28 protein-coding genes are annotated in these 26,340 nt (G+C 65.3%); 17 read left to right on the forward strand and 11 right to left on the reverse strand.

Going from position 1 to position 26,340, the window contains the following annotated elements; genetic code table 11:
• Positions 1 to 190: 190 nt before the first annotated feature.
• Both typA and Q0Q36_RS08225 read left to right on the forward strand, forming a co-directional pair.
• Entirely contained in the window at positions 191 to 2,014 is a 1,824-nt protein-coding gene (gene typA, locus Q0Q36_RS08220) for a translational GTPase TypA (RefSeq protein ID WP_293797188.1), read from the forward strand.
• A gap of 203 nt (positions 2,015 to 2,217) precedes the next feature.
• Positions 2,218 to 3,156, forward strand: a complete 939-nt coding sequence (locus tag Q0Q36_RS08225; protein WP_293797190.1) for an aldo/keto reductase — start codon at positions 2,218 to 2,220, stop codon at positions 3,154 to 3,156.
• A 9-nt stretch (positions 3,157 to 3,165) separates the two neighbouring features.
• Here Q0Q36_RS08225 and Q0Q36_RS08230 read toward each other — a convergent pair whose 3' ends face one another.
• Complete coding sequence (locus tag Q0Q36_RS08230; protein ID WP_293797343.1) at positions 3,166 to 3,777, reverse strand: nitroreductase family protein; 612 nt, start codon at positions 3,775 to 3,777, stop codon at positions 3,166 to 3,168.
• 148 nt (positions 3,778 to 3,925) lie between these two features.
• On the opposite strand from Q0Q36_RS08230, the gene polA reads away from it, so the two are divergent.
• The 5 genes from polA to Q0Q36_RS08255 all read left to right on the forward strand — a co-directional run bounded on the left by polA (position 3,926) and on the right by Q0Q36_RS08255 (position 10,578).
• Positions 3,926 to 6,970: a DNA polymerase I gene (gene polA / locus Q0Q36_RS08235; RefSeq protein ID WP_293797192.1), complete on the forward strand. Its 3,045-nt coding sequence runs from the start codon at positions 3,926 to 3,928 to the stop codon at positions 6,968 to 6,970.
• Positions 6,971 to 7,060: 90 nt separating this feature from the next.
• Positions 7,061 to 8,203 (forward strand): AI-2E family transporter, encoded by a 1,143-nt coding sequence (locus Q0Q36_RS08240; protein WP_293797194.1) that lies wholly within the window; start codon positions 7,061 to 7,063, stop codon positions 8,201 to 8,203.
• Between the two features lie 116 nt (positions 8,204 to 8,319).
• The gene (locus Q0Q36_RS08245; RefSeq protein ID WP_293797197.1) at positions 8,320 to 8,679 is read left to right on the forward strand and encodes a DUF883 C-terminal domain-containing protein; all 360 of its coding nucleotides are present in this window, start codon (positions 8,320 to 8,322) and stop codon (positions 8,677 to 8,679) included.
• A 47-nt stretch (positions 8,680 to 8,726) separates the two neighbouring features.
• The gene (locus tag Q0Q36_RS08250) at positions 8,727 to 9,107 is read left to right on the forward strand and encodes a hypothetical protein (protein ID WP_293797199.1); all 381 of its coding nucleotides are present in this window, start codon (positions 8,727 to 8,729) and stop codon (positions 9,105 to 9,107) included.
• Between the two features lie 79 nt (positions 9,108 to 9,186).
• Complete coding sequence (locus Q0Q36_RS08255; RefSeq protein ID WP_293797201.1) at positions 9,187 to 10,578, forward strand: CHASE3 domain-containing protein; 1,392 nt, start codon at positions 9,187 to 9,189, stop codon at positions 10,576 to 10,578.
• 5 nt (positions 10,579 to 10,583) lie between these two features.
• On the opposite strand, the gene Q0Q36_RS08260 is transcribed toward Q0Q36_RS08255, so the two are convergent.
• Positions 10,584 to 10,964 carry a response regulator gene (locus tag Q0Q36_RS08260; RefSeq protein ID WP_293797204.1) on the reverse strand — a complete coding sequence of 127 codons (381 nt, stop codon included), beginning with the start codon at positions 10,962 to 10,964 and terminating at the stop codon, positions 10,584 to 10,586.
• 161 nt (positions 10,965 to 11,125) lie between these two features.
• Positions 11,126 to 11,560 carry a DUF992 domain-containing protein gene (locus tag Q0Q36_RS08265; protein WP_293797207.1) on the reverse strand — a complete coding sequence of 145 codons (435 nt, stop codon included), beginning with the start codon at positions 11,558 to 11,560 and terminating at the stop codon, positions 11,126 to 11,128.
• Positions 11,561 to 11,706: 146 nt separating this feature from the next.
• Here Q0Q36_RS08265 and Q0Q36_RS08270 point away from each other — a divergent pair, with 146 nt between their 5' ends.
• Positions 11,707 to 11,973 (forward strand): hypothetical protein, encoded by a 267-nt coding sequence (locus Q0Q36_RS08270; RefSeq protein ID WP_265057201.1) that lies wholly within the window; start codon positions 11,707 to 11,709, stop codon positions 11,971 to 11,973.
• Positions 11,974 to 11,979: 6 nt separating this feature from the next.
• On the opposite strand, the gene Q0Q36_RS08275 is transcribed toward Q0Q36_RS08270, so the two are convergent.
• From Q0Q36_RS08275 to Q0Q36_RS08285, 3 genes are all read right to left on the reverse strand, one after another.
• Positions 11,980 to 12,597 carry an extensin family protein gene (locus Q0Q36_RS08275; protein WP_293797210.1) on the reverse strand — a complete coding sequence of 206 codons (618 nt, stop codon included), beginning with the start codon at positions 12,595 to 12,597 and terminating at the stop codon, positions 11,980 to 11,982.
• A gap of 227 nt (positions 12,598 to 12,824) precedes the next feature.
• Complete coding sequence (locus Q0Q36_RS08280) at positions 12,825 to 12,989, reverse strand: hypothetical protein (RefSeq protein WP_265057203.1); 165 nt, start codon at positions 12,987 to 12,989, stop codon at positions 12,825 to 12,827.
• Positions 12,990 to 13,131: 142 nt separating this feature from the next.
• The gene (locus Q0Q36_RS08285; protein WP_293797212.1) at positions 13,132 to 13,926 is read right to left on the reverse strand and encodes a response regulator; all 795 of its coding nucleotides are present in this window, start codon (positions 13,924 to 13,926) and stop codon (positions 13,132 to 13,134) included.
• Between the two features lie 258 nt (positions 13,927 to 14,184).
• On the opposite strand from Q0Q36_RS08285, the gene Q0Q36_RS08290 reads away from it, so the two are divergent.
• The 3 genes from Q0Q36_RS08290 to Q0Q36_RS08300 are packed head-to-tail and all read left to right on the forward strand — an operon-like array spanning position 14,185 to position 16,638.
• Entirely contained in the window at positions 14,185 to 14,385 is a 201-nt protein-coding gene (locus Q0Q36_RS08290) for a NepR family anti-sigma factor (protein ID WP_293797214.1), read from the forward strand.
• Positions 14,372 to 14,986: a sigma-70 family RNA polymerase sigma factor gene (locus Q0Q36_RS08295; RefSeq protein ID WP_293797216.1), complete on the forward strand. Its 615-nt coding sequence runs from the start codon at positions 14,372 to 14,374 to the stop codon at positions 14,984 to 14,986. The genes Q0Q36_RS08290 and Q0Q36_RS08295 overlap by 14 nt, the downstream gene beginning before the upstream one ends.
• Positions 14,986 to 16,638, forward strand: a complete 1,653-nt coding sequence (locus tag Q0Q36_RS08300; protein ID WP_293797219.1) for a sensor histidine kinase — start codon at positions 14,986 to 14,988, stop codon at positions 16,636 to 16,638. Before Q0Q36_RS08295 ends, Q0Q36_RS08300 begins: the two co-directional genes overlap by 1 nt.
• Before the next feature lie 98 nt (positions 16,639 to 16,736).
• On the opposite strand, the gene Q0Q36_RS08305 is transcribed toward Q0Q36_RS08300, so the two are convergent.
• The gene (locus Q0Q36_RS08305) at positions 16,737 to 17,018 is read right to left on the reverse strand and encodes a hypothetical protein (protein WP_293797221.1); all 282 of its coding nucleotides are present in this window, start codon (positions 17,016 to 17,018) and stop codon (positions 16,737 to 16,739) included.
• A 186-nt stretch (positions 17,019 to 17,204) separates the two neighbouring features.
• Here Q0Q36_RS08305 and Q0Q36_RS08310 point away from each other — a divergent pair, with 186 nt between their 5' ends.
• From Q0Q36_RS08310 to Q0Q36_RS08325, 4 genes are all read left to right on the forward strand, one after another.
• The gene (locus Q0Q36_RS08310) at positions 17,205 to 17,960 is read left to right on the forward strand and encodes a Crp/Fnr family transcriptional regulator (protein WP_293797223.1); all 756 of its coding nucleotides are present in this window, start codon (positions 17,205 to 17,207) and stop codon (positions 17,958 to 17,960) included.
• A 122-nt stretch (positions 17,961 to 18,082) separates the two neighbouring features.
• Positions 18,083 to 18,877: a class I SAM-dependent methyltransferase gene (locus Q0Q36_RS08315; RefSeq protein ID WP_367187164.1), complete on the forward strand. Its 795-nt coding sequence runs from the start codon at positions 18,083 to 18,085 to the stop codon at positions 18,875 to 18,877.
• A 143-nt stretch (positions 18,878 to 19,020) separates the two neighbouring features.
• On the forward strand, positions 19,021 to 20,214 hold the full coding sequence (locus Q0Q36_RS08320) for a GGDEF domain-containing protein (RefSeq protein WP_293797226.1): 1,194 nt from the start codon (positions 19,021 to 19,023) through the stop codon (positions 20,212 to 20,214).
• Between the two features lie 58 nt (positions 20,215 to 20,272).
• Positions 20,273 to 21,226, forward strand: coding sequence for a glutaminase (locus Q0Q36_RS08325; protein ID WP_293797229.1), 954 nt, complete (start codon positions 20,273 to 20,275; stop codon positions 21,224 to 21,226).
• Between the two features lie 8 nt (positions 21,227 to 21,234).
• Here Q0Q36_RS08325 and Q0Q36_RS08330 read toward each other — a convergent pair whose 3' ends face one another.
• From Q0Q36_RS08330 to Q0Q36_RS08340, 3 genes are all read right to left on the reverse strand, one after another.
• Entirely contained in the window at positions 21,235 to 22,857 is a 1,623-nt protein-coding gene (locus tag Q0Q36_RS08330) for an ABC-F family ATP-binding cassette domain-containing protein (RefSeq protein WP_293797232.1), read from the reverse strand.
• 79 nt (positions 22,858 to 22,936) lie between these two features.
• Positions 22,937 to 23,410 (reverse strand): Cys-tRNA(Pro) deacylase, encoded by a 474-nt coding sequence (ybaK, locus tag Q0Q36_RS08335; RefSeq protein WP_293797235.1) that lies wholly within the window; start codon positions 23,408 to 23,410, stop codon positions 22,937 to 22,939.
• A 348-nt stretch (positions 23,411 to 23,758) separates the two neighbouring features.
• On the reverse strand, positions 23,759 to 24,448 hold the full coding sequence (locus Q0Q36_RS08340; RefSeq protein ID WP_293797237.1) for an FRG domain-containing protein: 690 nt from the start codon (positions 24,446 to 24,448) through the stop codon (positions 23,759 to 23,761).
• Positions 24,449 to 24,515: 67 nt separating this feature from the next.
• Here Q0Q36_RS08340 and Q0Q36_RS08345 point away from each other — a divergent pair, with 67 nt between their 5' ends.
• Complete coding sequence (locus tag Q0Q36_RS08345) at positions 24,516 to 25,238, forward strand: hypothetical protein (RefSeq protein ID WP_293797240.1); 723 nt, start codon at positions 24,516 to 24,518, stop codon at positions 25,236 to 25,238.
• Between the two features lie 35 nt (positions 25,239 to 25,273).
• On the opposite strand, the gene Q0Q36_RS08350 is transcribed toward Q0Q36_RS08345, so the two are convergent.
• The gene (locus Q0Q36_RS08350) at positions 25,274 to 25,915 is read right to left on the reverse strand and encodes a hypothetical protein (protein ID WP_293797242.1); all 642 of its coding nucleotides are present in this window, start codon (positions 25,913 to 25,915) and stop codon (positions 25,274 to 25,276) included.
• Between Q0Q36_RS08350 and Q0Q36_RS08355 the strand changes: the two genes are divergently transcribed.
• Entirely contained in the window at positions 25,914 to 26,255 is a 342-nt protein-coding gene (locus tag Q0Q36_RS08355) for a hypothetical protein (protein WP_293797244.1), read from the forward strand. The genes Q0Q36_RS08350 and Q0Q36_RS08355 overlap by 2 nt on opposite strands.
• The last annotated feature ends 85 nt before the right edge of the window (positions 26,256 to 26,340 follow it).

The raw sequence follows: 26,340 nt of genomic DNA on the forward strand, positions 1-26,340 counted from the left end.
GGGAATCTAAGCCTCGGAACGATATAGCATATCAGGCTTCTCTTCGTTGAGAGGCAGAAGCTCCGGTTGCCCAAACGCTTCGGAGCGTTTATGTGCAGCGCAACGAATTCCAGATTCACGTGAAACAGGCTGCGCCGGCGGGGCATCGCTCCAGACCGGCTCGTGGCCTTGAAAACAAGGCCCAACCCGCATGTCCATGCGCAACATCGCCATCATCGCGCACGTCGACCATGGCAAGACGACCCTTGTCGACAAGCTCCTGCAGCAGTCCGGCGCCTTCCGCGAGAACCAGCGCGTCGCCGAGCGCGTGATGGATTCGAACGATCTCGAGAAGGAGCGCGGCATCACCATCCTGGCCAAGGCGACCTCGGTCGTCTGGAAGGATACGCGCATCAACATCGTCGACACCCCCGGCCACGCCGATTTCGGCGGCGAGGTCGAGCGCATCCTGAACATGGTCGACTCGGCCATCGTGCTGGTCGACGCCGCCGAAGGCCCGATGCCGCAGACCAAGTTCGTGGTCTCGAAGGCCCTGAAACTCGGCCTGAAGCCGATCGTCGCGATCAACAAGGTCGACAAGCCCGACGCCCGCACCACCGAAGTCATTAACGAGGTCTTCGATCTCTTCGCCGCGCTCGACGCCACCGACGAGCAGCTCGACTTCCCGATCCTGTACGGCTCGGGCAAGCAGGGCTGGATGGCGGATTCCCCGGAAGGTCCGCAGGATCAGGGCCTGGCGCCGATGTACGACCTCATCCTCAAGCATGTCCCGGCCCCGGCGGTCGAGGACGGCCCGTTCCGCATGATCGGCACGCTGCTGGAGGCCAACCCCTATCTCGGCCGCATCATCACCGGCCGCGTCACCTCCGGCACGGCCAAGCCGAACCAGACGATCAAGGTGCTCTCGGGCGACGGCACGACCGTCGAGACCGGCCGCATCTCGAAGATCCTCGCCTTTCGCGGCATCGAGCGCCAGCCGATCGAGGAAGCGGTCGCGGGCGATATCGTCTCGATCGCGGGTCTCGTGAAGGGCACCGTCGCCGACACCTTCTGCGACCCCTCCGTCACCGAGCCGATCAAGGCCCAGCCGATCGACCCGCCGACCGTGTCGATGACCTTCTCGGTCAACGATTCCCCGCTCGCCGGCACCGAAGGCGACAAGGTCACCACCCGCGTCATCCGTGACCGCCTGTTCAAGGAGGCCGAGGGCAATGTCGCGCTGAAGATCGAGGAAGCCTCCGACAAGGACAGCTACATCGTCTCCGGCCGCGGCGAACTCCAGCTCGCGATCCTGATCGAGACCATGCGCCGCGAGGGCTTCGAGCTCGGCGTCTCCCGTCCCCGCGTCGTGCTGAAGCGCGACGAGGCCGGCCAGCTCCTGGAGCCGATCGAGGAAGTCGTGATCGACGTCGACGAGGAGCATTCCGGCGTCGTCGTGCAGAAGATGGCCGAGCGCAAGGCCGACATGCTGGAGATGCGGCCGTCGGGCGGCAATCGCCTGCGCCTCGTCTTCCATGCTCCGACCCGCGGCCTCATCGGCTATCAGGGCGAGCTGCTGACGGATACCCGCGGCACCGCGATCATGAATCGGCTGTTCCACGCCTATCTCCCCTACAAGGGCGAGATCGCCGGCCGCCGCAACGGCGTGCTGATCGCGATGGAGACGGGCGAGGCCGTCGCCTACGCGCTGTGGAACCTCGAAGACCGCGGCCCGATGATGATCGAGCCGGGCTGGAGGGTCTACCAGGGCATGATCGTCGGCGAGCACACCCGCGAGAACGATCTCGAGGTGAACGTGCTCAAGGGCAAGAAGCTCACCAACATCCGCACGACGTCGAAGGACGAGGCGGTGCGCCTGACGCCGCCGATCCGGATGACGCTGGAGCGTTCGCTGGCCTGGATCGACGATGACGAGCTCGTCGAGGTCACGCCGAAGTCGATCCGCCTGCGCAAGGGCATTTTGGACCCCAACGAGCGCAAGCGCTCGCAGAAGCAGAAGGCCGAAGTGGCCTGAGACCAGATGCCCGGGTGAGAGCCCGGGCATTTTCGTTTCGAGGTCTGCGCCCAGCGCAGCCCGCGGATGACGCTTCGGCCGATTGTCCTTGCCCGCTCGCTCTGATCCTCTGCCAGCCTCTGGATCATCGTGTTGTCGCATCGGAGCTTTCCGAAAGTGGGGCCCACTTTTGGGTCCGATGCGAAAGGGGAAGGATCACCACCATGCAATTCCGCAATCTCGGCCGCTCAGGCCTACGCGTCTCGCTCGTCGGGCTCGGCTGCAACAATTTCGGCGGCCGCATCGATCTCGACGCGACGCGCAAGGTCGTCGATGCCGCGATCGAGCATGGCATCACCCTGTTCGACACCGCTGACATCTATGGCGAGCGCGGCGGCTCCGAGACGGCTTTGGGCGAGGTGCTGGGCGCGCGCCGCAAGCAGATCGTGCTCGCCAGCAAGTTCGGCATGGACATGGATGCCGAAGGCGTGAAGAAGGGCGGCTCGCGTCGCTACATCATGAGTGCCGTCGAGGATTCGCTGCGGCGCCTCAAGACCGACTGGCTCGACCTCTACCAGCTCCATCGGCCGGACCCGCTGACCCCGATCGAGGAGACCCTGCGCGCGATGGACGACCTCGTCCGCCAGGGCAAGGTCCGCTATATCGGCTGCTCGAACGTCGTCGCCTGGCAGGTCGCCGATGCCCAATGGACGGCGCGCGATCTCGGCATTCCCGGCTTCGCCTCGGCCCAGGACGAATACAGCCTGCTGAAGCGCGGCGCCGAGAAGGACCTGATCCCGGCCATCGCCCATTACGGCATGGGGCTCCTGCCCTATTTCCCGCTCGCCAATGGCGCGCTCACCGGCAAGTACAAGCGCGGCGCGGCGATGCCGGAAGGCGCGCGTCTGACCAAGCTGCCGCAGCGCGCCGACGAAATCTTCAGCGAAGACAACTGGCGCCGCATCGAGGGGCTGACCGCCTTCGCCGAGCAGCGCGGCCATAGCCTGGTCGAACTCGCCTTCTCGTGGCTGGCAGCGCAGCCGGTCGTCTCCAGCGTCATCGCCGGCGCGACCAGGCCGGAGCAGGTCGCGGCCAACGTCAAGGCGGCCGACTGGGCGCTGAGCGCGGAAGATCTCGCCGAGATCGACAAGATCACCGCTTAATCGAGCGCCTCACAGGAAGGTCGCGATCTCCTCCAGCGGCTTCTTGCCGATGGCGGGGACAGCGCAGCCCTCCCTGGGATAGCCGACGACGAGGAGGATCAGCGCCTTCTCGTTGTCGGGCCGGCCGCAGATCGCGTTGAGGAAATTCATCGGCGCCGGCGTATGCGTCAGCGTCGCGAGTCCGGCATCGTGCAGTGCCGCGATCAGGAAGCCGGTGGCGATCCCCACCGATTCCGGCACGTAATAGTGCTTGATCCGGTTGCCCTCGGCATCGATGCCCCAGCGCTGCGCGAAGATCGCGATCAGCCAGGGAGCGGTCTCCAGAAAGGGCTTGTTCTCGTCCGTGCCGAGATGGGCGAGCGCATCCAGCCATTCCTCGCCGGCACGTCCCGCGTAGAAGGCGCGCTCTTCCTCCTCCGCGCCCACGCGGATCAGCGCCTTGCGCTGGGGATCGGAGATGCAGACGAAGCTCCAGGGCTGCTGGTTCGCGCCTGACGGAGCGGTACCGGCGACGCGCACGGCGGTCTCGATCAGCTCCCGCGGCACTGGCTTGTCCGAGAAGTCGCGCACGGTGCGGCGCTTGCGCATGTGGGCCAGGAAGGCGTCCGCTCGCCCCTGCATCTCCGCTTCCGGGACCCCTTCGAACACGAGGGGCATGGTGACATAGCGATTCACGACGCTTCGCTCCTGACGCATTTTGGCCAGCTTGCTGCGAATCGCCGTCCGGATGCAATGGACCGGTTGCGTCGGCCCGCTTATGGTCCGCGCCATGAGCGAGACAGCCACGACCGCCCCCGCCCTGAAGCCCGGCGACCACCTCTTCCTGGTCGACGGCTCCAATTTCATTTTCCGGGCCTATTTCCAGTCGATCAACCAGGACCGGAAATACAATGCCCGTTCGGACGGCTTGCCCTCCGGCGCCGTCCGGCTCTTCGCGACGAAGCTGTTCCAGTTCGTGCGCGAGGGCGTGCTCGGCGTCAGGCCGACCCATCTCGCCATCGTCTTCGACAAGTCGGAGAACTCGTTCCGAAAGGCGATCTACCCGGCCTACAAGGGCAACCGCTCCGAGCCGCCGGCCGATCTCATTCCGCAATTCCCGCTGATGCGCGAGGTGGTGCGCGCCTTCGGCCTGATCCCGGTCGAGCAGGATGTCTACGAGGCCGACGACCTGATCGCGACCTATGCGAAACAGGCGCGCGAGGCCGGCGCCGACGTTCTGATCGTCTCCGCCGACAAGGACCTGATGCAGCTCGTGAAGCCGGGCGTCGCGATGTACGACCCCGCCTCCGGCGACCAGAAGAAGGGTGCCGGCTTCCGGGCCGAGCGCCGCATCGGCGAGCCCGAGGTCGTCGAGTATTTCGGCGTGATGCCGGACAAGGTCACCGACGTGCAGGCGCTGGCCGGCGATGCCACCGACAACGTGCCGGGCGCGCCCGGCATCGGTATCAAGACAGCGGCCCAGCTCATCGGCGAATATGGCGATCTCGAAACCTTGCTGGCGCGGGCGGGCGAGATCAAGCAGCCCAAGCGCAGGGAGACCCTGACCAATCCCGAGGTGATCGAGAAGGTCCGCATCTCCCACAAGCTCGTCAGCCTCGTCGACGACGTGAAGGTCGAGACGCCTCTGGAAAACCTGACGCTGGAGCAGCCCGACCCGGCCAAGCTCATCGCCTTCCTCAAGGCGATGGAGTTCACCACCATCACCAAGCGCGTCGCCGAGGCCTATGAGGCGGATGTCGGCGCCGTCGATGCCAACCCTGACCTGGCGCCGGGCGGCGCACGCGCGGCCGAGCTCAAGGCGCTCTATGCCGGTGCCGATGCGATCGAAGACGCGGTTTCCGGCACGGCCCCGGTTGCGTCTCCTGCGCCGGCCGCTGCTGCCTCAGGCGCCACCGGCGGCGAAGATGGCTGGCTGAAGCCGGGCGATCTCGCTGCCTCCCGCAAGAACGAAGCCGTTGCCGGTAAGATCGACCGCACCGCCTATGAATGCGTCCGCACGCTCGCCGATCTCGAACGCTGGATCGGCTGGGCCTATGAGACCGGCCATGTCGCCCTCGATACCGAGACCAACTCGCTCGACGCGATGCAGGCGGATCTGATCGGCATATCGCTCGCGGTTGCGCCGGGTCGTGCCTGCTATATCCCGCTCCAGCACCGCGGCGGCGATGGCGGGCTGTTCGACGAGGGGCTGCTCGAAGGCCAGATTCCGCTGGCGCAGGCGGTGGCGGCGCTGAAGCCGCTGTTCGCCGATCAGGGCGTGCTCAAGATCGGCCAGAACCTGAAATACGACCTGCTCATCCTGGAGCGTCACGGCCTCACCGTGTCCCCGATCGAGGATACGATGCTGATCTCCTATGCGCTCGATGCCGGCAACAATACGCACGGCATGGACAAGCTCTCGGAACTGCATCTCGGCCACGAGACGATTCCTTATTCGCAGGTCGCCGGCACCGGCAAATCGCAGGTCACCTTCGACAAGGTGCCGCTCGACCGGGCGACCGACTACGCCGCCGAGGATGCCGACGTCACGCTCCGGCTCTGGCTGGTGCTGAAGCCGCGCCTCGTCGCCGAGAAGAAGACATCGGTCTACGAGGTGCTGGAGCGGCCGATGGTCGAGGTTCTCGCCAGGATGGAGCGCCGCGGCATCGCCATCGACCGGCAGATCCTCTCGCGCCTCTCGGGTGATTTCGCGCAGGGGCTCGCCCGGCTGGAAGACGAGATCTACGAGCTTGCCGGCGAGAAATTCACGATCGGCAGCCCGAAGCAGCTCGGCGACATCCTGTTCGGCAAGATGGGACTGGCGGGCGCCAAGAAGACTGCGACGGGCCAATGGGCGACGGGCGCCGGTGTGCTGGAGGAACTCGCCGAGCAGGGCCACGCGCTGCCCTCGAAAATCCTGGAATGGCGCCAGCTCGCCAAGCTGAAATCGACCTATACCGACTCGCTGCCGGGCTATGTGAATCCCGAGACCAACCGGGTCCACACCTCCTACGCGCTGGCGGCGACCACCACGGGCCGGCTCTCATCGTCGGAGCCCAACCTGCAGAACATTCCGATCCGCACCGAGGCCGGCCGGAAGATCCGCACCGCTTTCGTGCCCGAGAAGGGCTACAAGCTGGTCTCGGCCGATTACAGCCAGATCGAACTGCGCCTGCTCGCCCATATCGCCGAGATTCCGCAGCTCCGGCAGGCTTTTGCCGATGGTATCGACATCCACGCGATGACGGCCTCGGAAATGTTCAGCGTGCCGGTCGAGGGCATGCCGAGCGAGGTGCGCCGCCGCGCCAAGGCGATCAATTTCGGCATCATCTACGGCATCTCCGCCTTCGGCCTCGCCAACCAGCTCGGCATCGGCCGGGAGGAGGCGAGCGCCTATATCCGCAAGTATTTCGAGCGCTTCCCCGGCATCCGCGACTACATGGACCAGACCAAGACCCATGTTCGCGCCCACGGTCAGGTCACGACGATCTTCGGCCGCGTCTGCCATTTCCCGGCGGTCGCCTCGAAGAACCCGTCCGAGCGCGCCTTCGTCGAACGTCAGGCGATCAATGCGCCGATCCAGGGCTCGGCCGCCGACATCATCCGCCGGGCGATGACCCGCATGGACGACGCGCTCGCCGCCAACCGCCTCAACGCCCGCATGCTCCTGCAGGTTCATGACGAGCTCGTCTTCGAGGTGCCGGAGGAGGAGGTCGAGAAAACCCTGCCGATCATCGAGAAGATCATGGTCGAGGCGCCGCACCCGGCCGTGCAATTGCGCGTGCCGCTCGCGGTCGAAGCTCGCGCCGCCGGCAACTGGGACGAGGCGCACTGAGCCGCTGACCAACCGGAACCCGGTCGATACTTCCGGCGTTGATCCCTCCGACGCGCCAGGGGGGCGCGGATAGCGCGTTGGAAGCATCCCATGCTCAATTCGTCGGCCTGGAGGCCGTTTCCGCGCTACATGGCGGAGCCGGAATCGGTGGAAGACAGCACGGAGGTCACGGCCTACGAGCATGACCTCATCGTCCGCTACGCCATCGTCGGCATTTTCGTCATCCTGGCGACGGCCTCGCTGGCCCTGACCAAGGTCATCGCCATGCCGGTCGTGGCGGGTGTCATCTTCGGCCTCGTGCTCGGCCCGCTCGTCGATGTGCTGGTACGCTACCGGGTGCCGCAGCATGCGGCTGCGGCGCTGGTCGTGCTATTCTTCATCGGCCTCCTGCTTGGCGCGATCGCGATCCTCGCCGTGCCGGTCGCCGGATGGAGCGACCAGGCCCCGGCCATGATGGCGGCGCTCCAGGGCAAGCTCGCCGGCGTCTTCGCCTTCATGGACGAATTCAAGCGCGGCATCGCCTCGATCACCGGCAAGGGCGCCGAGCTCAGCGTCTCCCAGGGCAATCCGCTCTTCGACATCGCGCTGACCTCCTCGGCAGCGGCCGGCGGCATGCTGATCTTCGTCGCGACGATCTATTTCTGGCTGGCGACCCGCCGTCATCTCAAGGCGCGGGTGCTCAGGCTCTGCCTCGGCCGGGGCGCACGCCGCTCGGCCGGCTCCTTCTTCGAGGAGATCGAAACCCGCGTTGCCCGCTATTTCGCGTTGGTGACCACGATCAATTTCGGCATGGGCGTCCTCACCATGGCGATCGCCTGGATCGCCGGCCTGCCCTTTCCGGTCTTCTGGGGCGCGCTCGCCTTCCTGCTCAACTATCTCGCCTTCATCGGCCCGATCTTCGTCGCGATCCTGCTTCTGGCCGGCGCCCTGCTCGATGCGCCCTCGATCCTGGCGGCGCTCTGGCCAGCGGCGGCGTATTACGTGCTGCACCTGATCGAGGGCAACGCGGTCACGCCCGTCTTCGTCGGCAACCGGCTGACGATCTCGCCTTTCCTCGTCTTCATCGCCTTCATCTTCTGGCTCTGGCTCTGGGGGCCGGTCGGCGCCGTGCTCTCGACGCCGATCGTCATCGTCGCCATGGTGGCGCAGGAGGAATTCGCGCGCTATCGCCGCGAGAAGGCCAAGGCTGAGGCCGAGGAGGTGGAAACGGGCGGCGAAGCCAAGGCTGCCTGATCGTCTCCCGGAACAGAACCACGGGGCATGCGTTGCCCGTTTAAGTGGTGGCCCTTGCGGTCGCCGCGCCTCCTCGCCACCATCCGAATTCCAATCAGCGACAGGACGATACTGCCATGGCCACCACGACATCCGCGAAACGACAGGCTGCCGCCGCCGCCAAACGCGTGAAGGCTGAGGTCGAGGCCGGCGCCGAGGATGTCGCGGCCGAGGCGCGCCAGGCGGGAGCTCGCGCCAAGCGCCAGGCGAGCGCGCTGGAAGACACCCTGACGCGCAGTGCCGAGGACATCGTCGCCACCGTTGGCGAGCGCCTGCGCGCCGTCGGCGTCGACACCGACAAGATGGTCGACGTCGCCAAGGAGCAGGCGACCGAGCTGCAGAAGCTGATCGAGGACGAGATTCGCGAGCGGCCGCTGCGCGCGCTCGGCCTTGCGGCGGCGGTCGGTCTCTTCGTCGGCTTCCTGTCGGCGCGCTGACCATGTTCGGGGGGATTGGATCCTTCATCGCCGCGGAGGTATCCGGGGTGGTGAAGCGCAATGTCATCGTCTACGGCCTCTTCGGCCTCGCTGCCCTGCTTATGCTCTGTGCCGGCGGCTATGCCTTGAACGCCCTGCATACAGTCCTGGTGCTGCGCTACGGCGCGGTTGCCGCGAGTCTCTGGATCGCCGGCGGCTTGTTTGCGTCGGGGCTCCTGGCGATCTGCATCGCGCTCTTCGTCAAGAGCCGGCGTCGGCCGCCGCGTCCCGTTGCGACGGCGGCTCTCGCCGCGGCGCCGCTGGCGGCTAAGCTCATCGGCTCACGCCTGAGCTGGCGCATGGCGCTGGCTGGCGGCATCGTCGTTCTCGGCGCGATTCTGGGCCGCCAGATCGTCGCGGGCGGCGATGATGACGATGCGGAAGCCTGATTCCGCACCGATTCACGGCATGGACGGAGCATGTCTTTTTACATAGGGATGTCGCCATGCGTCCCTTAACAAGACCTGCATGTCCGATCAGGTGAGGCCTCGCTCCCGCTTTCCGATCCCGGTCTTCCCGGCCATCGGCGCGCGCTTTCGCGCGGCTACGACCACGATCGTTGCGATCGCGGTCGTGGCGCTCGCCATCGTGCTCGCGGCCTGGATCAATTGGCAGGCGCGTCAGGCCGCGGACCTGGTCTCCCACGCGATCGAGATCCGCGAGCGGGCCGAGCGCTTCCTCGGCCGGATGCGCGATGCCGAAACCGGACAGCGCGGCTTCCTGTTGACCGGGGAAGCGGATTATCTCGATCCCTTCACCGAGGGCCGCGCCGCCGCCGGCCCCGAGCTCGACATCCTTGCAGCCCTGGTCGATTCCGATCCCGCTCAGAAGGAGCGGGTCGCATCGCTGCGCGCGGATATGGCCACAAAATTCACGGAGCTCGACCGGACGGTCTCGCTGGAGCGTGCGGGCCGCCGGCCGGAAGCGCTGGCGCTCGTCCGCAGCGACGCCGGCACGGCCGCGATGGACCGGTTGCGCGGCACCGTCCAGGCCATCCAGCAGAGCGAGAACATCCGCCTGATGTCGCTCTACCGCCGGGAGGAGCATCGCCGCCTCTGGGGCAGCACCGGCATCGTCGTTGCGCTCGCTGGCCTCGCCTTCGCCGCCTGGCAGCAGTTGCGCCGGCGGCAGCGCCGCAGCAATGCATTGGCGATCACCAATGCCGAGCTTGAGCAGATTGTGAGCGAGCGCACGCGCCAGCTCGAAAGCGAGCGCCTGCGCATCGAGGCGCTGCTGCGCGACGTCAATCACCGCGTCGGCAACAACCTCGCCATGGTTTCGGCGCTGCTCAACGTACAGGGTCGGCAGACACGCGAGCCCGCGGTAAAGGCGGCGCTGGCACAGGCCCAGTCGCGCATCCAGGCGATCGCCGCCGGTCAGCGGCGCCTGCGCCTCGATATCGAGACCGACGAGATCGATGCGCGGCCCTATATGGAAGACCTGCTGGCCGAAATCGGCAAGTCGGCCGAAGGCCGGCCGATCCGGATCGATCTCGACATGGAAGCGATCAGGCTGCCCGGCCGCGACGCCGTCTCCTTCGTCGTCATCGTCAACGAACTCGTGACCAACGCCATCAAGCACGCCTTCCCGGACGGCATGACGGGGCGGATCGTCATCCGTTTCGTGCCCACCGATCATGAAGGCGAGCCCGCACTTGCGCTGTCGATCGAAGATGATGGCGTCGGCATGCCTGCGGAGGCGGCGAGCAAGGGGCTGGGGCAGACCGTGATCGCCAGCCTGCTGCGCAGCATGCGGGCGACGATGACCTCGCAGCCGCTCCATCCCGACCAGGCCGAGCGACCGGGCACAAGGGTGACGATCGTTTTTCCGAAGCGGGAAGCGCCCTGGGCCCAATCCTGAAAAAGTCAGCCCTGCACCGTCTTGAGGGCGGGCATGGCGAGCGCGCTTTTCACGAATGCGGCGACCTCGCGCGTCGAGAAGGGCTTGCGCAGGAAGCGGACGCCGCGCAGCGCGGCCGGCACTTCATGTGGCGCCGAGCCCGAGACGAAGGCGAAGGGCGTGCCGATGTCCTGGAGCGCGCTCGCGACGTCGAAGGTCTTGCCGCCGACCACGTCGATATCGAGCAGGGCGCAGGCAAGCGGCTTCGCCGTCATCCGACGGGCTTCGGCCACGGATTCGACGACGATCAACTCGACACCATCGCCGAGCTGGTCGGCCACGGCGCTCTCGATGTCCATCGCGATGAACGGATCGTCTTCTACGATGAGTACGCGGATATCAGCCATCGACCGGCTCTCTCACTCACTGCAATCTCTGTTACGCGATCTCAACGTAACAGGATTGGCGAAGTTCCTGCTTCGGCACGCCAGCATGACCGAAAGCTTGGAATTTGAGTCGAATTTGACCGGTCAAGGTTAGCAAAAGGTAATCCTGCCCCCATTTTGGATCAGCGTCGGCGGCCTCCCGAGCCCGACAAGGTCAGCTCGAACTGCGTCACCCCGACGGCGGCATTGAAGCCGCGCACCGTTTGCGCCACCCGCGGCTGCAGCGTGACCTTGTTGTCCTCACCTCCGACAAGCGTCGATCCGCCGGGGGTCCCGGTTTGGGTGGGGGCTGCATAAGTTCCGTTCAACGCCCCCAGGGGCGCCCGCGCGTAAGGCCCGTAGACATGCCACGCCATCCGCGTTCCGCGGATCGAGCCGAGGTCGATGCCATACTGGCGAACGATGCCGATATAGTGCTGTGCAGGGCCTCGGCGTGGCCTGAAGCGGCAATCGAGTGGCTTCTGCGCCTTGGCGATGGCGGCAAAGCCGGCGCCCACGGTGCAGGAGAGACGTCCGGTCGGTGGACCACCGGCCTGTGCCGCAGCGGGCTCGTGCATTCCTATGAGGCCAGCGAGGGCAAGGACAGTTAGGCAGGAACGGGTATGCCCAAGGCTCATCACGAATGCTCCTGGTGAACTGGCGGTACGAACGCCCCAAGAAACCCACAGTTCCTAAGTAGGGAACCAAGGGAGAGTTTGTAGCGTTGGCGTTTCATCTTGGCATGGGAATGTCGATGGCCGTGAGTCGTCTGCTTGGGGAAACCCCAACAATAATCGATCAGGAGTTCCTGACGGCACTGCCGCCGTTCTGGGAGCTGGAGGATTTGATCGCCGCCGGTCTCGATTGCGAGGCCGCCCTGGCCGTGATGGCCGCGCGCCGCAGCGGCCCCCGCCTCGTCGACGGTGTCGTGCCGAGCGGCGGAGAACAGAGCCTCCTGCAGCGCTTCGGATCATCCGACAACACCCACTGAGCCTCTTTACTGGCAGAAGTGCGACGCCCGCGAGCGCCGCTCCTGGATGTCGACATGCAGGTGATTGGCATGGGCGGCATCCGAACCCGGCCCGAGCGTGGTCATGAAGGCGCCGCAGGCGGATTGCCTTATCGCCTCGAGAAAGCGGTTCTGCGCCAGACCTTGCGGCTTCTCGACCGCGACCTGCAACGCCTCGGAGCCACTCCCCAGCTTGAAGGCGAAGATATCGAGCGCCTGACCGGTCGCATGCTCGCTGACCGGGCCGGCCGAGGCGCGGTTGCGCCGCCGGCATTCATGGCCGCCGCCGACACGCAAGGCCACGAGATCCCGCTCGAAATGGCCGCGCGCCAGGGGCTGGACGCTGCGGTCGAGCCAACCGGCAAGCGTGCTGGCCATGGCACAGCTCAGCAGGGGCGGGGGCTCGAAGGCCACGACCGCGGGGCCGCCTTGTCCCCGGATGGCAAGCGCCTCGACACGAACGGGGTCGCTGATCCGGCAGGCAGGATCGCTGTCCTGCGGGGCGGGACTGGCCGCCGTTACCCGGTTGCCGGGAAGCGCCGCCAGTGCCGAGAGGCATGAAGCCTGAACGGGCGGCGTCGCTGCTACGCTCGGGATCGAAGGCATGGCCGTCGCGGCAGGCGGCTCTGCCTTGCCGGCTCTATCCGGCACGGACGGCCGCAATTCGGGCGGGCGCGGCGGAGGCTTCGGTGTTGAAATCGGCGCGGTAGTCGGAGCTGCCGCCGCGACGGCCGGCGCAAGCCCGATGCCGATGGCGATGATCAGGGGAGCGAGAATCCGTTCGCCCGGGCGGCGACGGGCGCTTGCCCGGCGAAACCCGCCGGAACGCCGCGTTAGCTGTCCAGAGCCGAGGCGCTGACGATCGTGAGACCCGTCAGGCCGGCAAGGACCAAGGACAGGATGTCCGCACCCGGTGCGCCCGGTTGCACCATCCCGGAGAAGAGGGCTGCCCCGATCGATAGCGCCGCGATCGCGGCCGAGAAGCAGGTCGTCGCCATGGTCCACGCCCTCCCCAACTGCAAACGAAACTGTCATTCATCGCGGAACGCATGATCATCATGCGGGTTCCTGCTCGGCAAGAAAAAAGGCCCGCGGTTTGCACGCCGCGGGCCTTGCTCGTCTTCGCACGAGGTCGAAGCGTCAGGCGGCCTTGCGGCCGGCGCGGCGATCGAAGAACAGGGCCTGGCTGATCGCCGCCTTCACGGCCTCCGGCTGGAACGGCTTGGTGATCAGGAAGGCCGGCTCCGGCCGGTCGCCGGTCAGGAGGCGCTCGGGATAGGCGGTGATGAAGATCACCGGCACGTCGATCGAGGACAGGATCTCGTTGACGGCGTCGAGGCCCGAGCTGCCATCGGCGAGCTGGATATCGGCGAGCACCAGGCCCGGCCGCTTCTTGGCGACGAGGGCGATGGCCTCGCGCTGCGTCCGGGCGACGCCGGTGACGCTGTGGCCGAGCTCCTCGACCATCGTCTCGATGTCGAGCGCGATGATCGGTTCGTCTTCGATGATCAGCACCTCGGTCGCGACCTGCTCGGCGATCTCCTGCCCGGCGGTCTGGATCAGCGCGGAGGCTTCGGCCGCCGTGATGTCCATCACCTTGGCGACGTCGTCGAGCGGGAAGCCCTCGACCGTCCGCAGCAGGAAGGCCTGGCGCGGGCGCGGCGTCAGCGCTTCCAGATTGCGCTCGGCCGGCGGGCGCGAGAGCTCGACGACCGGCGCGGCGGCATCGACGCTGGCCGAGGACCACAGCTTCAGGAAGGTCTTGTAGAGGCCGACGCGGGGATCGATGTCGCGTGGGAAGCCGCTGGGATCGGCGACGAGCGCTTCGAGCATGGCGACGACATAGGCGTCGCCGCTCGGCTGGCTTCCGCAGAGCGCCCGCGCGAAGCGGCGCAGATACGGAAGATGAGGCGCAATTTCTTTTGCAATCGACATGGACGCGTCCCTTTTAGCGTGCTGGAATAATGGCTTAGCCTGCGCAAGAGACAAGGAATTTATTTTTGCGAGATCGTGGAACCTTGTTGGGAGAGGCCGGTTATTAAGGCGTATTGGTGTCGCCATCGCGACGTGGCTTCGGCATCGCCGGCAGGAAGTGGCAAGACCAGAGATGGTGGAATTCGAGAATGCGGGATCGGCTGGAAAAGCCGACCTGTCGGTGGTGCGAGGGCTGAGATGAATAGGTCGGATGTAGCGATGACGGAACCGGACGATCCCGATGAAGGCTTCGATCTGGTTCTGGACCCAAAGGTGCAGGAATCCATCGGCCGCTCTCTCAAGGCCCATTACGACGACATCGTGAACGCACCCGTGCCCGACAAGTTTCTCGTGCTGCTGGCGCAGCTTGAGGCGACCGAGCAGCGTGCAGCTGGAGCGTCGCGCGATGACTCCCAGTGATACAGTCCCTGCGAACGGCACCGAAACTCTGGCGCAGGAACGCCGGACCGAAGATTTCAAGGACGGCCTGATCCGCGAAATTCCGAATCTGCGCGCGTTCGCGGCCTCGCTTTCGGGCTCCATGCAACTGGCCGACGACCTCGTGCAGGACACTCTGTTGAAGGCTTGGGGCAATTCCGACAAGTTCGAACCGGGCACCAGCCTGCGCGCCTGGCTCTTCACCATCCTGCGCAACACCTATTACTCGCTCTACCGCAAGCGCGGCCGCGAGGTGCAGGACAGCGAAGGGACCTATGCCGAGCGCATGGCGACCCACGGCAACCAGGAAAGCCATCTCGACCTTGCCGATTTCCGCAAGGCGCTGGCGAAGCTCCCGGAGGAGCAGCGCGAGGTGCTGATCATGGTCGGCGCCACCGGGCTGTCCTATGAGGAGGCGGCGGAAATCTGCGGCGTGGCGATCGGGACGATCAAGAGCCGGGTCAACCGTGCCCGCACGAAACTCGCCGAATTGCTGTCGATCGGCAGCGTCGATGATCTCGGACCGGGCCGCACCAACGCGGCTGCGATGCAGAGAGTTGGTTCCGAACCCGTTGGATCCTGATGCGTTTGCGGCGTTTCAGCACTGTCAGGGCGCGTCTGCTGGCTATGCTGGTCGCGATCGCCGTTCCCATCGCCTGCGCATCGGCCTTTGCCGCCTATGCGACCTATCGCGCCGCTGTCGTCGCGATCGAGGCGGCGCAGACGCGCGCCGTCGATGATTTCGCCGTGCGGACGCGCGTCTGGTATCGCGGCATGTCGCGCGCGCTCCTCGCCTTCGGTACCACAGCGGCCGAGGTGGGGCTCGATACGGCCGGATGCCGAAATGCCGGCGTCACGGCGATGGAGCGATCCGGAGGCTTTCGCGGCTTTCTGCTGCGCGGTGCGGATGGGCAGGTTTGCGCCGGTGCGCTCGATCCGGATCTTTCCGCCGCGATGCTGGACGGCTTCGCGAAGCAGCTTGCGAGCCGGCCCGCGGTCGGGATGTGGAACGGCGCCAATCTCGGCCGGATGCGTTACGATCAAGTCACTGCGGGCGGGCGGCGCTATCTCGCCATCCTGGCATCGGATTTTCCGAGCGGGAGCGGCGGTTTGCAGCAGGCCCTGCTGCTGACGGCTCCCGAATTGCTGGAGAACGTCTTCGATCTCGGCGAGGACGGCCAGGTCCTGAACGTTGCCCTGATCGGGCGGGATGTCGGCGTCGTCGCCAGCCGTGGCGACAACCGCGACATGACCTGGCTACCGCGCTTGGACCGCGTTCCCGACAGGCATGCTCGCTGGACAGCTTCGAGCCGCGCCGGAGACGACAATGTCTATGCCGCCCGGATGGTCGCCGAGCCGGATTTCTATATCGTCGCGAGCTTCGATGACCGGCCGGCGGAGGCTGCCCGGCTGCAATTCATCGTGCTGCTTCTGGCGCCGCTCCTCACCTTGGCCCTGCTCTGCCTCGTCTGCATGAGGGCGATCGAGAAACACTGCCTGCGCTGGCTGCGGGGCATCGAAATGGCTGCCCGGTCGCGGACCTCGAGCAACCGGGTCAGGGCCGTGGTGGCGGACGGCATGCCCGGCGACATCCGCAGCGTCGCGGAAGCTTTTAACGGTATGGTCGAGGAGCAGGAGGTGCGGCAGCGCCGCCTCCAGACGGCGCTCGACGACAACCGCTTTCTCGTCCGCGAGCTGCATCACCGGGTCAAGAACAGCCTGCAGGTCGTGCAGAGCTATATCGGGCTGAGCAAACGCGATCATCGCGACGAGGCAAGGCTTGCGCTCGCCGATGCGGAATGCCGGGTGCATGTTCTGTCGGCCGCCTATCGCTTCACGCTTGCCGATGGCGAGATGCAGCCGGTCCGCGTCGACCTTTTCCTCGACGACGTCGTCACCATGATCTCGAATCTGATCCGTGGCCGCGACCAATGGGTGGCGGGCCGGATCGAGACGGCGGCGACGCTCTCCGTCGACCGCATCATCCCGCTCGGCTTTCTCGTCGCGGATGTCGCATCGAGGGCTCTGCGCAGCACGCCCGGCGTGCGGATCGTCGTGGAGGTTGTGGATGTCGATGCTTCCGCGATCGAGGTTGGCCTCGAAGCCGATCGCGACATCCAGCACAGCGCTCCGCCCCGGCTTTTCGCAGGCTTGCTCACACAGATCGAAGCCGTGCAGACGCAGGAGCCCCACGGTCGCAGCCTTGGCCGTTGGCGGATCGCTCACGACTCCTGAAGCGCGCTGAATTCAAGCGAGTGCGCGGCCGTCCAGGCTGGCCCCTTTCGAGGCTTGTCGGGACGGCCGCGCATTCGCGGGGGAACAGGAAATCGGCGTTAACGGACGATATGCGTGACCGGCCCGTCGGCCATCGCCTGCTGCGACGGCGAGGCGATGGCGCGCTTCGCGGCGCTGCGCGAGCGGTCGGAGCGGTCGACGGCGGCGAACTGGACGGTGGCGGCAGCACCGTGCTCGGCCTTGGCGAGAGCGGTGCTCGTCGAACTCTGGTCGGCCGGCATCTGAAGCCCGGCCCCCAGGGTCATGCCGGACACGGCCGTACCCATGAGGCCGAAGAAGACGATGGCGCGCACGGCCGGCGCAAGGCTGGGCTTGAGCATGGATGTCTCCAGGGCTTGCCGGCCGATTGACCGGCTTTCGGGATTGAAAACGCCGGAAATCCCGCTTCGGTTCCCCTGAAGGCGCTCGGTTGTGTACGGCCCCCGTCGCCGCGGAACGCGGAGCGCCTTCGCCGCGTTGTTGGAAAAGCCGGATATCCGCCGGCGATCGGGGGATCCGATTCAGCCATGAACATCGCCAGCCGGCCGGGGCGCCTCGGCACACCCTGCCTTGCCTGCCCCTTGCGGCTCAAACCCGCTTTCCGGGACAAGACCGATGACGAAATCCGCTTCATCCAGACGATGAAGACCGATCATCGTGTCGTGCGTGCCGGGCAGGACATCATTCATCCAGGCCAGGAGGATGCGGAGCTCTACACGCTCTTCTCGGGCTGGGCCTTCCGCTACAAGTCGCTGCCGGACGGGCGGCGCCAGATCCTCAACTTCCTGCTGCCGGGGGATCTCGTCGGCCTGCAGGCTTCGCTGCTCGCGGCGGCCGAGCACGGCATCGAGGCTCTGACCGATGTCGAGCTCTGTGTCTTTCCGCGCAAGCGCCTCTGGGACCTGTTCGTGCGCATGCCGACGCTGGCCTACGAAGTCTCCTGGCTCGGCTCGCGCGAGGAGTGCATGGTCGACGACAACCTCACTTCGGTCGGTCAGCGCAATGCCGGCGAACGCCTCGCCGCGTTGATCATCTCGCTGCATCACCGCCTCGACGCACTCGGACTCGTCACCAATGATGGTTTCGATTTCCCGCTCTCGCAGCAGCAGATCGCCGATGCGCTCGGTCTGTCGCTCGTCCACACCAGCAAGACCTGGTCGCGTTTGCGCCGGGAAGGATTGTTCTCGCTGGCGGGCGGAAGGCTCACGCTGCTGAACCCGCATCTCACGGCGCGGATGGCGGCGGCCTATGAGAGGATCGTGGCGCCAAGGCCGCTGATCTGAGGATATGGTTTGGGGCGACCCGGATTAAATGCTTGGCGCCGGCGCGCTCTTGACCCCATATGCCGCGCAGGTAACGTTGATTTGCGTCAGACGCGTCGTCTCTGCGGCGTTCAAGGGGTGTCATGTCTTCGACGATTCGCCATCGCCCACCGCGCGCCGCTTCGCTGGCGGCCCGCCTCGGGCAGTCCCGCGTCGCGACCCGGATCGAGGGCGAGGTGCGCGTCACCGCGGCCGATCTCGTCGATCGCGTCGCCGAGGCGAAGCTGAAGGTCGCGGCCGTCCGCTACAAGGTCGAAGGCGAGGTCCGCAACACCGCGGAGAAGTTCAAGAGCCGCGTCAGCGAGGCCAAGGCGAAGCTCGGCGACGAGGCGCGCTTCATCAAGTCCTGGATCGACGACCCGCGCCGGACCGGCTCGGTGACACCGTCGAGTCCGGCGCTCGCCCGGCGCATGGCCTCCTTCGTCGATCCCGAGCAGCCTGGCCCGGTGATCGAGATCGGCCCCGGCACCGGCCCCGTCACCGAGGCGCTGATCGAGCGCGGCATCGACGAAAGCCGGCTGGTCCTCGTCGAATACAGCCCCGAATTCTGCGAATTGCTGAGCAAGCGCTTTCCGCGGGCGACTATCGTGCAGGGCGATGCCTATGCCCTGTCGGCGACACTCGCCGGCCATCTCCACGAGAAGGCGACCGCGCTGGTCTCCAGCTTGCCCTTGTTCAACCGCCCGCCGGCCGCGCGTTCGGCGCTGGCGCGTGAGGTTTTCCCGCTGCTCGCCGAGGGCGCGCCCTTCATCCAGTTCACCTATTCGGTGATCTCGCCGATTCCGCGGAAGGGTTCGGGTCTCAAGGCCTTCGTGTCCGACTGGGTGCTGCGCAACATCCCACCGGCGCGTGTCTGGGTTTATCGCCAGATTCGTTGATTTTTCGATATATTGACGCAGCGTCACTGTGCTGCGCTGCGGATTTAGGCCGTTTCCACACGAAATCGTAAGACGTCGCTGTTAGGCAGCGCTCGCGATCAGGTGCCAATTGGCCTGTTCGGCAGTGAGGAGCCTAACAGCCGATGAGTGGCGCAGTCCTCCGCTACAGTTTGCCGCGTTGGCGCGTCACGCGTTGGCTGGCGGATGCCGGGCCGGACGTGCCGCCGGACATCCGGGTGGCGCTGATCGCCAACCTCTATGGCACCCTGCCGATCTTCATCGGCGGCGTTGTGAATTCGCTCGCGGTCTCCTTCCTGATCGCCTGGCGCATCCCGACGCTGCCCTTCATGCTCTGGTGCACCTACGAGCTCATCTGCTGCGGCATCCGCCTTGTCGTGCTGGTCAGCGCGCGCCGCCGCGCCGCGCGTGGCGCCTCGACGCCGACCGATCTCTATCTCCTGCTCGGCGTGGCCTGGGCTGCCGGCATCGGTGCCGGCACCTTCCTCAGCCTGACCAGTGGCGACTGGGTCGCGGCGGCCTTGGCCTGCCTCTCGGCTGCCGCGATGGTCGGCGGCATCTGCTTCCGCAATTTCGCGGCGCCGCGCATGGCCGGCGTGATGATCGGGCTGACGCTCGGGCCTTGCGTGCTCGCGGCACCTTTCCTGTCCGAGCCGATCATGATGATCACCTTCATGCAGATCCCATTCTACCTCTTCAGCATGACGGTCGCCGCCTACAAGCTGAACGCCATGCTGATCTCGACCATGCGGGCGGAGCGCGAGAACGCCTTCCACGCCCGTCACGACATGCTCACCGGCCTGTCGAACCGGACCGGATTGGCCAAGGCCTTCGCCACCCGTTTCGAGAGCGAGACAGGTCCGCGCGGTCTCGCGCTGGTCTATCTTGATCTCGACGGCTTCAAGGCGGTCAACGACAATTACGGGCATATGGCGGGCGATGCCTTGCTCCAGCTCGTCGCCGAGCGCCTGCGCGGCCTCGTCCGCAGCTCCGACATTGCGGCGCGCATCGGCGGCGACGAATTCGTCGTGCTTTCCGAGCAGACCGAGCGGACGCAGCTCCAGCGCTTCGGCGAGCGCATCGTGCGCGAGATTTCGGAGCCCTACGAGCTCGACAGCGGGCACCAGCTCAATATCGGTGCTTCCGTCGGCATCGCGCTCGCACCCGAGCATGGCCGTGACATGAACAGCCTGATGACGGCGGCCGATGCCGCGCTTTACCAGGCGAAGTCACGCGGCAAGTCGCTCTGCGTCATCGCCGGGCAGCGTTCCGTCCTGGATGCGCGCACCTCAGCGGGGCGCCATCCGCGCTTGCAATAGTCCACGATCCCGGCTGCGGCTTGACCGGCGGCGGCCGCTCTGGCTTGGCTTGCGGCCGATGGAGAGCAGCCGGGGCGCGAGCGTGACGGATATCGGGCGGCTGGTCCGCGACATCGCCGATGAGATGCGGGGCGCCGAGGAGCGCGGCGAGGTCGCGACCTATATCCCGCCACTCGCCCGCATCGATCCCCGCCAGTTCGGGCTCTGCGTCGTGACGGCCGATGGCGAGGTCCATGCTGCCGGCGAAAGCGAGGAGCCCTTCTCGATCCAGAGCGTCTCGAAGGTCTTCGCCTTGACGCAGGCGCTCGGCAAGGTCGGCGACACGCTCTGGCGCCGGGTCGGGCGCGAGCCCTCGGGCACGCCCTTCAACTCGATCGTCCAGCTCGAGCGCGAGCAGGGCGTGCCGCGCAATCCCTTCATCAATGCCGGCGCCCTCGTCGTCGCCGATATCAACCTTGCCGGCCACGAGCCGCGCGTCGCGATCGGCGAGTTGCTGCGCTTCATGCGCTATCTCGCCGATGACGACACGATCGTCATCGACGAGGCGGTGGCGCGGGCCGAGCAGGCCACCGGCTTCCGCAATATCGCGCTCGCGAACTACATGAAGGCCTTCGGCAACATCACCCATCCGCCGGAATTGACGCTCGGCGTCTATTTCCATCAATGCGCCATCGCCATGAATTGCCGGCAGCTCGCCATGGCCGGGCGCTTCCTGATGCATGGCGGCTTCTACGAGCCCGGTGGGCCGCGCGTCGTCTCAGGGCAACGGGCGCGGCGCATCAACGCGCTGATGCTGACCTGCGGCCATTACGACGCCTCCGGCGATTTCGCCTTCCGCGTCGGCCTGCCCGGCAAGTCTGGCGTCGGCGGCGGCATTTTGGCGATAGCGCCGGGCAAGGCCGCGATCGCGGTCTGGTCGCCCGGCCTCAACGCCAACGGCAATTCCCTGCTCGGCACGCTGGCGCTGGAGCGTCTGACCGAAGCGACGGGCTGGTCGGTTTTCGCCAGGTAGCGCAGCGATCAGCTGCGCAGGCCCGGCGCTTCCTGCCCGGTGCGGGCGACGTACTCGGTATAGCCGCCGCCGTAGGCGTGGACGCCATCGGGGGTCAGCTCCAGCAGGCGGTTCGACAACGCGGCGAGGAAATGCCGGTCGTGGCTGACGAAGAGCATCGTGCCCTCGTAGTTCGAGAGCGCGGTGATCAGCATTTCCTTGGTGGCGATGTCCAGATGGTTGGTCGGCTCGTCCAGCACCAGGAAATTCGGCGGATCATAGAGCATCATCGCCATGACCAGCCGCGCCTTCTCGCCGCCCGAGAGCACGCGGCAGCGCTTCTCGACATCGTCGCCCGAGAAGCCGAAGCAGCCGGCGAGCGAGCGCAACGAACCCTGTCCAGCCTGCGGGAAGCGGTCTTCCAGCGCCTCGAACACGGTGCGCTCGCCGTCGAGCACCTCCATGGCATGCTGGGCGAAATAGCCGAGCTTGACGCTGGCGCCGATATTGACCGTGCCGGTATCGGCCTCGGTCGTTCCAGTGACGAGCTTCAGCAGCGTCGACTTGCCGGCGCCGTTGACGCCGAGCACGCACCAGCGCTCCTTGCGCTGGATCTGGAAGTTCAGCCCGTCATAGATGCTGCGGCTGCCATAAGCCTTGTTGACGTTCTTGATGCTGACCACGTCGTCGCCGGAGCGCGGCGCCGGCTGGAACTCGAAGGCGACGGTCTGGCGGCGGCGGGGCGGCTCGACGCGGTCGATCTTCTCCAGCTTCTTGACGCGGCTCTGCACCTGCGCGGCGTGGGAGGCGCGCGCCTTGAAGCGCTCGATGAAGGCGATCTCCTTGGCGAGCATCGCCTGCTGGCGCTCGAACTGCGCCTGCATCTGCTTTTCGGCCAGCGCCCGCTGCTGCTGGTAGAATTCGTAATCGCCGGAATAGCTGGTCAGCGCGCCGCCATCGATCTCGATGATCTTGCCGACGATGCGGTTCATGAACTCGCGGTCATGCGAGGTCATCAGCACGGCGCCGTCATAGTTCTTGAGGAAGGATTCCAGCCAGATCAGGCTTTCGAGATCGAGATGGTTCGACGGCTCGTCGAGCAGCATCGCGTCGGGGCGCATCAGCAGGATGCGGGCGAGCGCGACGCGCATCTTCCAGCCACCGGAGAGGCCGCCGACATCGCCCTCCATCATCTCCTCGCTGAAGCCGAGCCCTGCGAGCACCTCGCGTGCCCGCCCGTCGAGCGCATAGCCGTCGAGCTCCTCGAAACGCCCCTGCACCTCGCCATAGCGGGCGATGATTTCTTCCATCTCGTCGGCGCGGTCGGGATCGACCATGGCGGCTTCGAGTTCGGCAAGCTCGGCCGCGACCGTGCTGACCGGACCGGCCCCGTCCATCACCTCGGCGACGGCGCTGCGGCCGGCCATCTCGCCGACATCCTGGCTGAAATAGCCGATGGTGATGCCGCGATCGGTCGAGACCACCCCTTCGTCGGGCGCCTCTTCGCCGGTGATCATCCGGAACAAGGTGGTCTTGCCGGCGCCATTCGGCCCAACCAGCCCGACCTTCTCGCCCTTCAGAAGCCCTGCCGAGGCCTCGATGAAGACGATCTGCTTTCCGTTCTGCTTGCTGATGTTCTCGAGGCGGATCATGGAAATGCGGAACCTTGGAGGAATGCTCCCGCGGCACTAAGCCATCGGGGCGTATCGGGAAAGCTTGGAGAGCCTGCTATCAGGCCGAGATGACGGCGCTGCGAGCATTGGCCGCGCTCAGGAGATCGGCTGGCGCCAGCGCGATCTGCAGCCCGCGCTGGCCGCCATTGACATAGACCAGCACTTCGGAGGAGGCGGGTTCGTCGACGATCGTCGGCAATTTGCGCTTCTGGCCGAAGGGGCTGACCCCGCCGACCTTGTAGCCGGTCAGGCGCTCGGCATCGGGCACCGGCATCATCGCGGCAGCCTTGCCACCGAAAGCCGCCGCGACCTTCTTCATGCTGGCCTCGCGGTCGGAGGCGAGCACGATGCAGACCGGCTTGCCATCGACCTGCGCGATCAAGGTCTTGAGCACGCGATTTGGCGGCTCGCCCAGGGCCTCCGCCGCTTGCAACCCGACGCGCTCGGCATTCGGGTCATAGGTGTAGCTGTGCAGCTCGAAACGGATTCCGAGCTGCTTCAGCGCCAGCGTGGCGGGGGTCGTCTGGGCCATCGTCCGGACGTCGCGTGTAGCGTCTCAATAAAGTTGAATCCGGCCTAGCTCTAACTCGTTGATTTTCCTAAGAGCAGATTTCTGAAATTAAGAATCTAAATTCAGAAAAGTAGCCTTAAAAAACGCCATTCTCAAAAATCGCGAGTCTAGCGCGCGTCCAGATTACGAGTATCGCAGCGAAAGCAGCGGTGCAACATTTTGTTTACTATCTTGGAGCGGGCGGGTGAGCGGGCAATCTGGACCATGTGCCTTCTCCGCGTCTGCTATTCGGGGGGATGCCACGTCGCTAACCAATGTTGTGCCGCGGATAGTGGGTGCGCAGGCGCCAGCTCCAAGCCGATTGCGGATTCACTCTGTGGCTGGTCGCAAGTGCTGATCACGCAGGTGAACCGTGGTCTGATCGATGCTCGGATAGACAGTGGTCGCGTTGATGTTGATGGCATCCAACTGCGCCAGAATATGCTCCTTGTTACCCACGGTTACTCGCGAAACCTCGATCCCGTCGTTGCCCCACTCCGGCAACGTTGCCTCATGACCGAAGAGAAGGAACGCCCCCGATTGGGACTTGATCCGGCTATTGGTCCTTTTTGCCTTGACACACACGACAGAGCCGAGGTCGTCGGGCTTGATCCGACCTTCGAAATAGCTCTTTTCCGACTTGATGTGGTGGAGCAGTTTACGAGCGACATCAGTCTCGTTGAACTGCACGGCGTCCAGGCGAAGGTCGATCAGGCTCTTTTGGGAATGAGGCAGGTTCGAGAGGTTCGCTAGGCAGCTGACCGTATCGGAGTCGAAGTACTTCACCTTGTCGCGCGCAAGGCGAAAGACAATCACCTCCCCTTTCGTCTCCATGAGCTCCGGCTTGCAGTGACGGGCGAAGAACAAGGCGACGAGAGGATTGCCCGAGATATCGAGCAAGCGGGTGGGAAGGCCATAGTGCTGCATTCTCACCAAGCGATCGAAGCAGTACTGGTCGCCTTGGAACTCGTCGTAGTGAGCGATCAGCACTTCCTTGCAGAGCCGGTCCTCGTCCGGCATGTATTTCCACGATCCGTTCGGCCACTTTTCTGAGCAGCGACGGCGTTAGTTCGAACGTGCCATCCTCATGGCCGCGGTAAAAGCTTTCCGCTGTCGGGTCCTTTTCGACGTCGAAAAGCACCTTGAGAAAGCTCTCGACGCTGTCGGCCTCGCCAATCTCATTCTTTCGGCGCTCGGGCGGCTCAGCCGCCACTCCGGCTCGTCCGTCGCCGTAGCGCGCGATGGCTTCCCGCCCACCGGCACTGAAGTCAGCAAGGTTCGTCAATACGTCCCGGTAATTGCCAGGCCGCACCGCCCAATGCGTTCGATAAAGCTGGAAGTTGACGATTCCGAACGCCTTGCGAGCCGCCTCGACGCTTGGAAACTGGACTTCGCCAAAATTGACTGCGGTGCTGAATTGCGCAGCGACCACCTTCTTGTCGGCGCGGATTTGCCGCAGGTGTCCGAACCGGACGAGCATCGTCGGCTGGTCAGGGCCGGTGTCGATCTCGCTGCAGAGAAAGGTCGGCAACTTTTCCAGGAAGGCCAGCGCCGGCCCGTCCAAACCGACCAGTCGCTGTTCTGTGTCCGTCGGGGTATGCTCGAACATGCGGCCCCGGCCCATCTCGATCAACGTATCGTCCTCGGCAAGCCAGGAGCGGTTGCCAAACGAGATGTAGTTGAAGTTTTCGAGCATCATTCCTCGAAGCGGCTAGTGACGTCTTTCACAACACAATTTGGAAAGGTTGCAGCTCACGGCCCTCGTTCCCTCACGTCTCAATCGTCAGCGGCACTCGGGTCTTCAGGGTAGCAATCGACGCTTCGGTCTCAGTGGCGAGGTCGACGTCAATCCGCGCGGTCTCGATCGAGGCGATCAGGGAAAATCGTACGGTCTCCAACGGGTCTCCCGCGCCGCTGTTGTTCCGCCACCATCCATTGAGGATAAATGGCGATGGCGCCCATTTGGCTCAGATCGCTTGCGCGGCCTGTCCAAATGTCCTGCCGGATCGAACCGTTGGAGCGCTTTTTGTCGCCTAGGAGCCAGGTTCCCACCGGCTGCCTCGTCGGAAGCTTCTTGCCCGGCTCTCGGGCCAGCTTGTTGATCCTCGCAATTGCAAGCTCGTCGTGGTCGTCGGGATCTTTGATATCGAATTTGAGGTGATGAGAATGATAGTTTTGAGCCCTTTGAGCGTTGAGTGCGAGAGGGGCAGGGTCTGTAAAATAAGAAAGTGTGATCCTTAAACTAACGTCGGTTGTCCCGAGTGCCTCAAGCGCATCGATTGGCCAAGGAAGGCGATAATATCGCATAAGGGCGTGCTGCCACTTTTTATTTTTATTTTGCAAGAGCTGAAGCTCGTCCTGGATAATCATCGTGAGCGCGTTGTTCGCACTCTCAAAGACCCGCTTTTCATTGGGCACGCCCCAGCCGAAGCGGTGGAGCAAATTATCCACGGTGGACCGACTCACGCGACCGGCGCGAGCTTCCATGGCCGGCGTCCAACGCGCGGCGTGGACGACAAGCCCGCGAACCGTCTCCGGCCAGAACTCGGGATATGCGGCCATCACCCGCGTGCAGAGTCCGCCAGCGCTCGACGGCTTGCAGCTTCGGCAGGCAATTCAGGTCATCGAACGGGCCGCCGTGCTCGACCTCCTGGGCTATGATGATCCGAATGCGGGGCTCTACGATCTTCATATGAATGCCGCCAAGGCACGAGCTCACGGCTTTCGCCTGATATGCGAGGGGCGCCTCGAGGCACTTCTCGACCGTGTTCATGCCGGCAATGTAGGCGACTGGATCTCGCTTATTCGGGATAGCATGGGCCGCTAGACGCGCGCGCTGGCCTAAGGGTCATGCGGGACAGATACAATGATACTCTCTGGGCGTGCGTCGGATGACGAGCCGAGCGGCAGCG

The sequence above is a fragment of the uncultured Allobosea sp. genome, assembly GCF_945957345.1.
Taxonomy (GTDB): Bacteria; Pseudomonadota; Alphaproteobacteria; order Rhizobiales; family Beijerinckiaceae; genus Allobosea.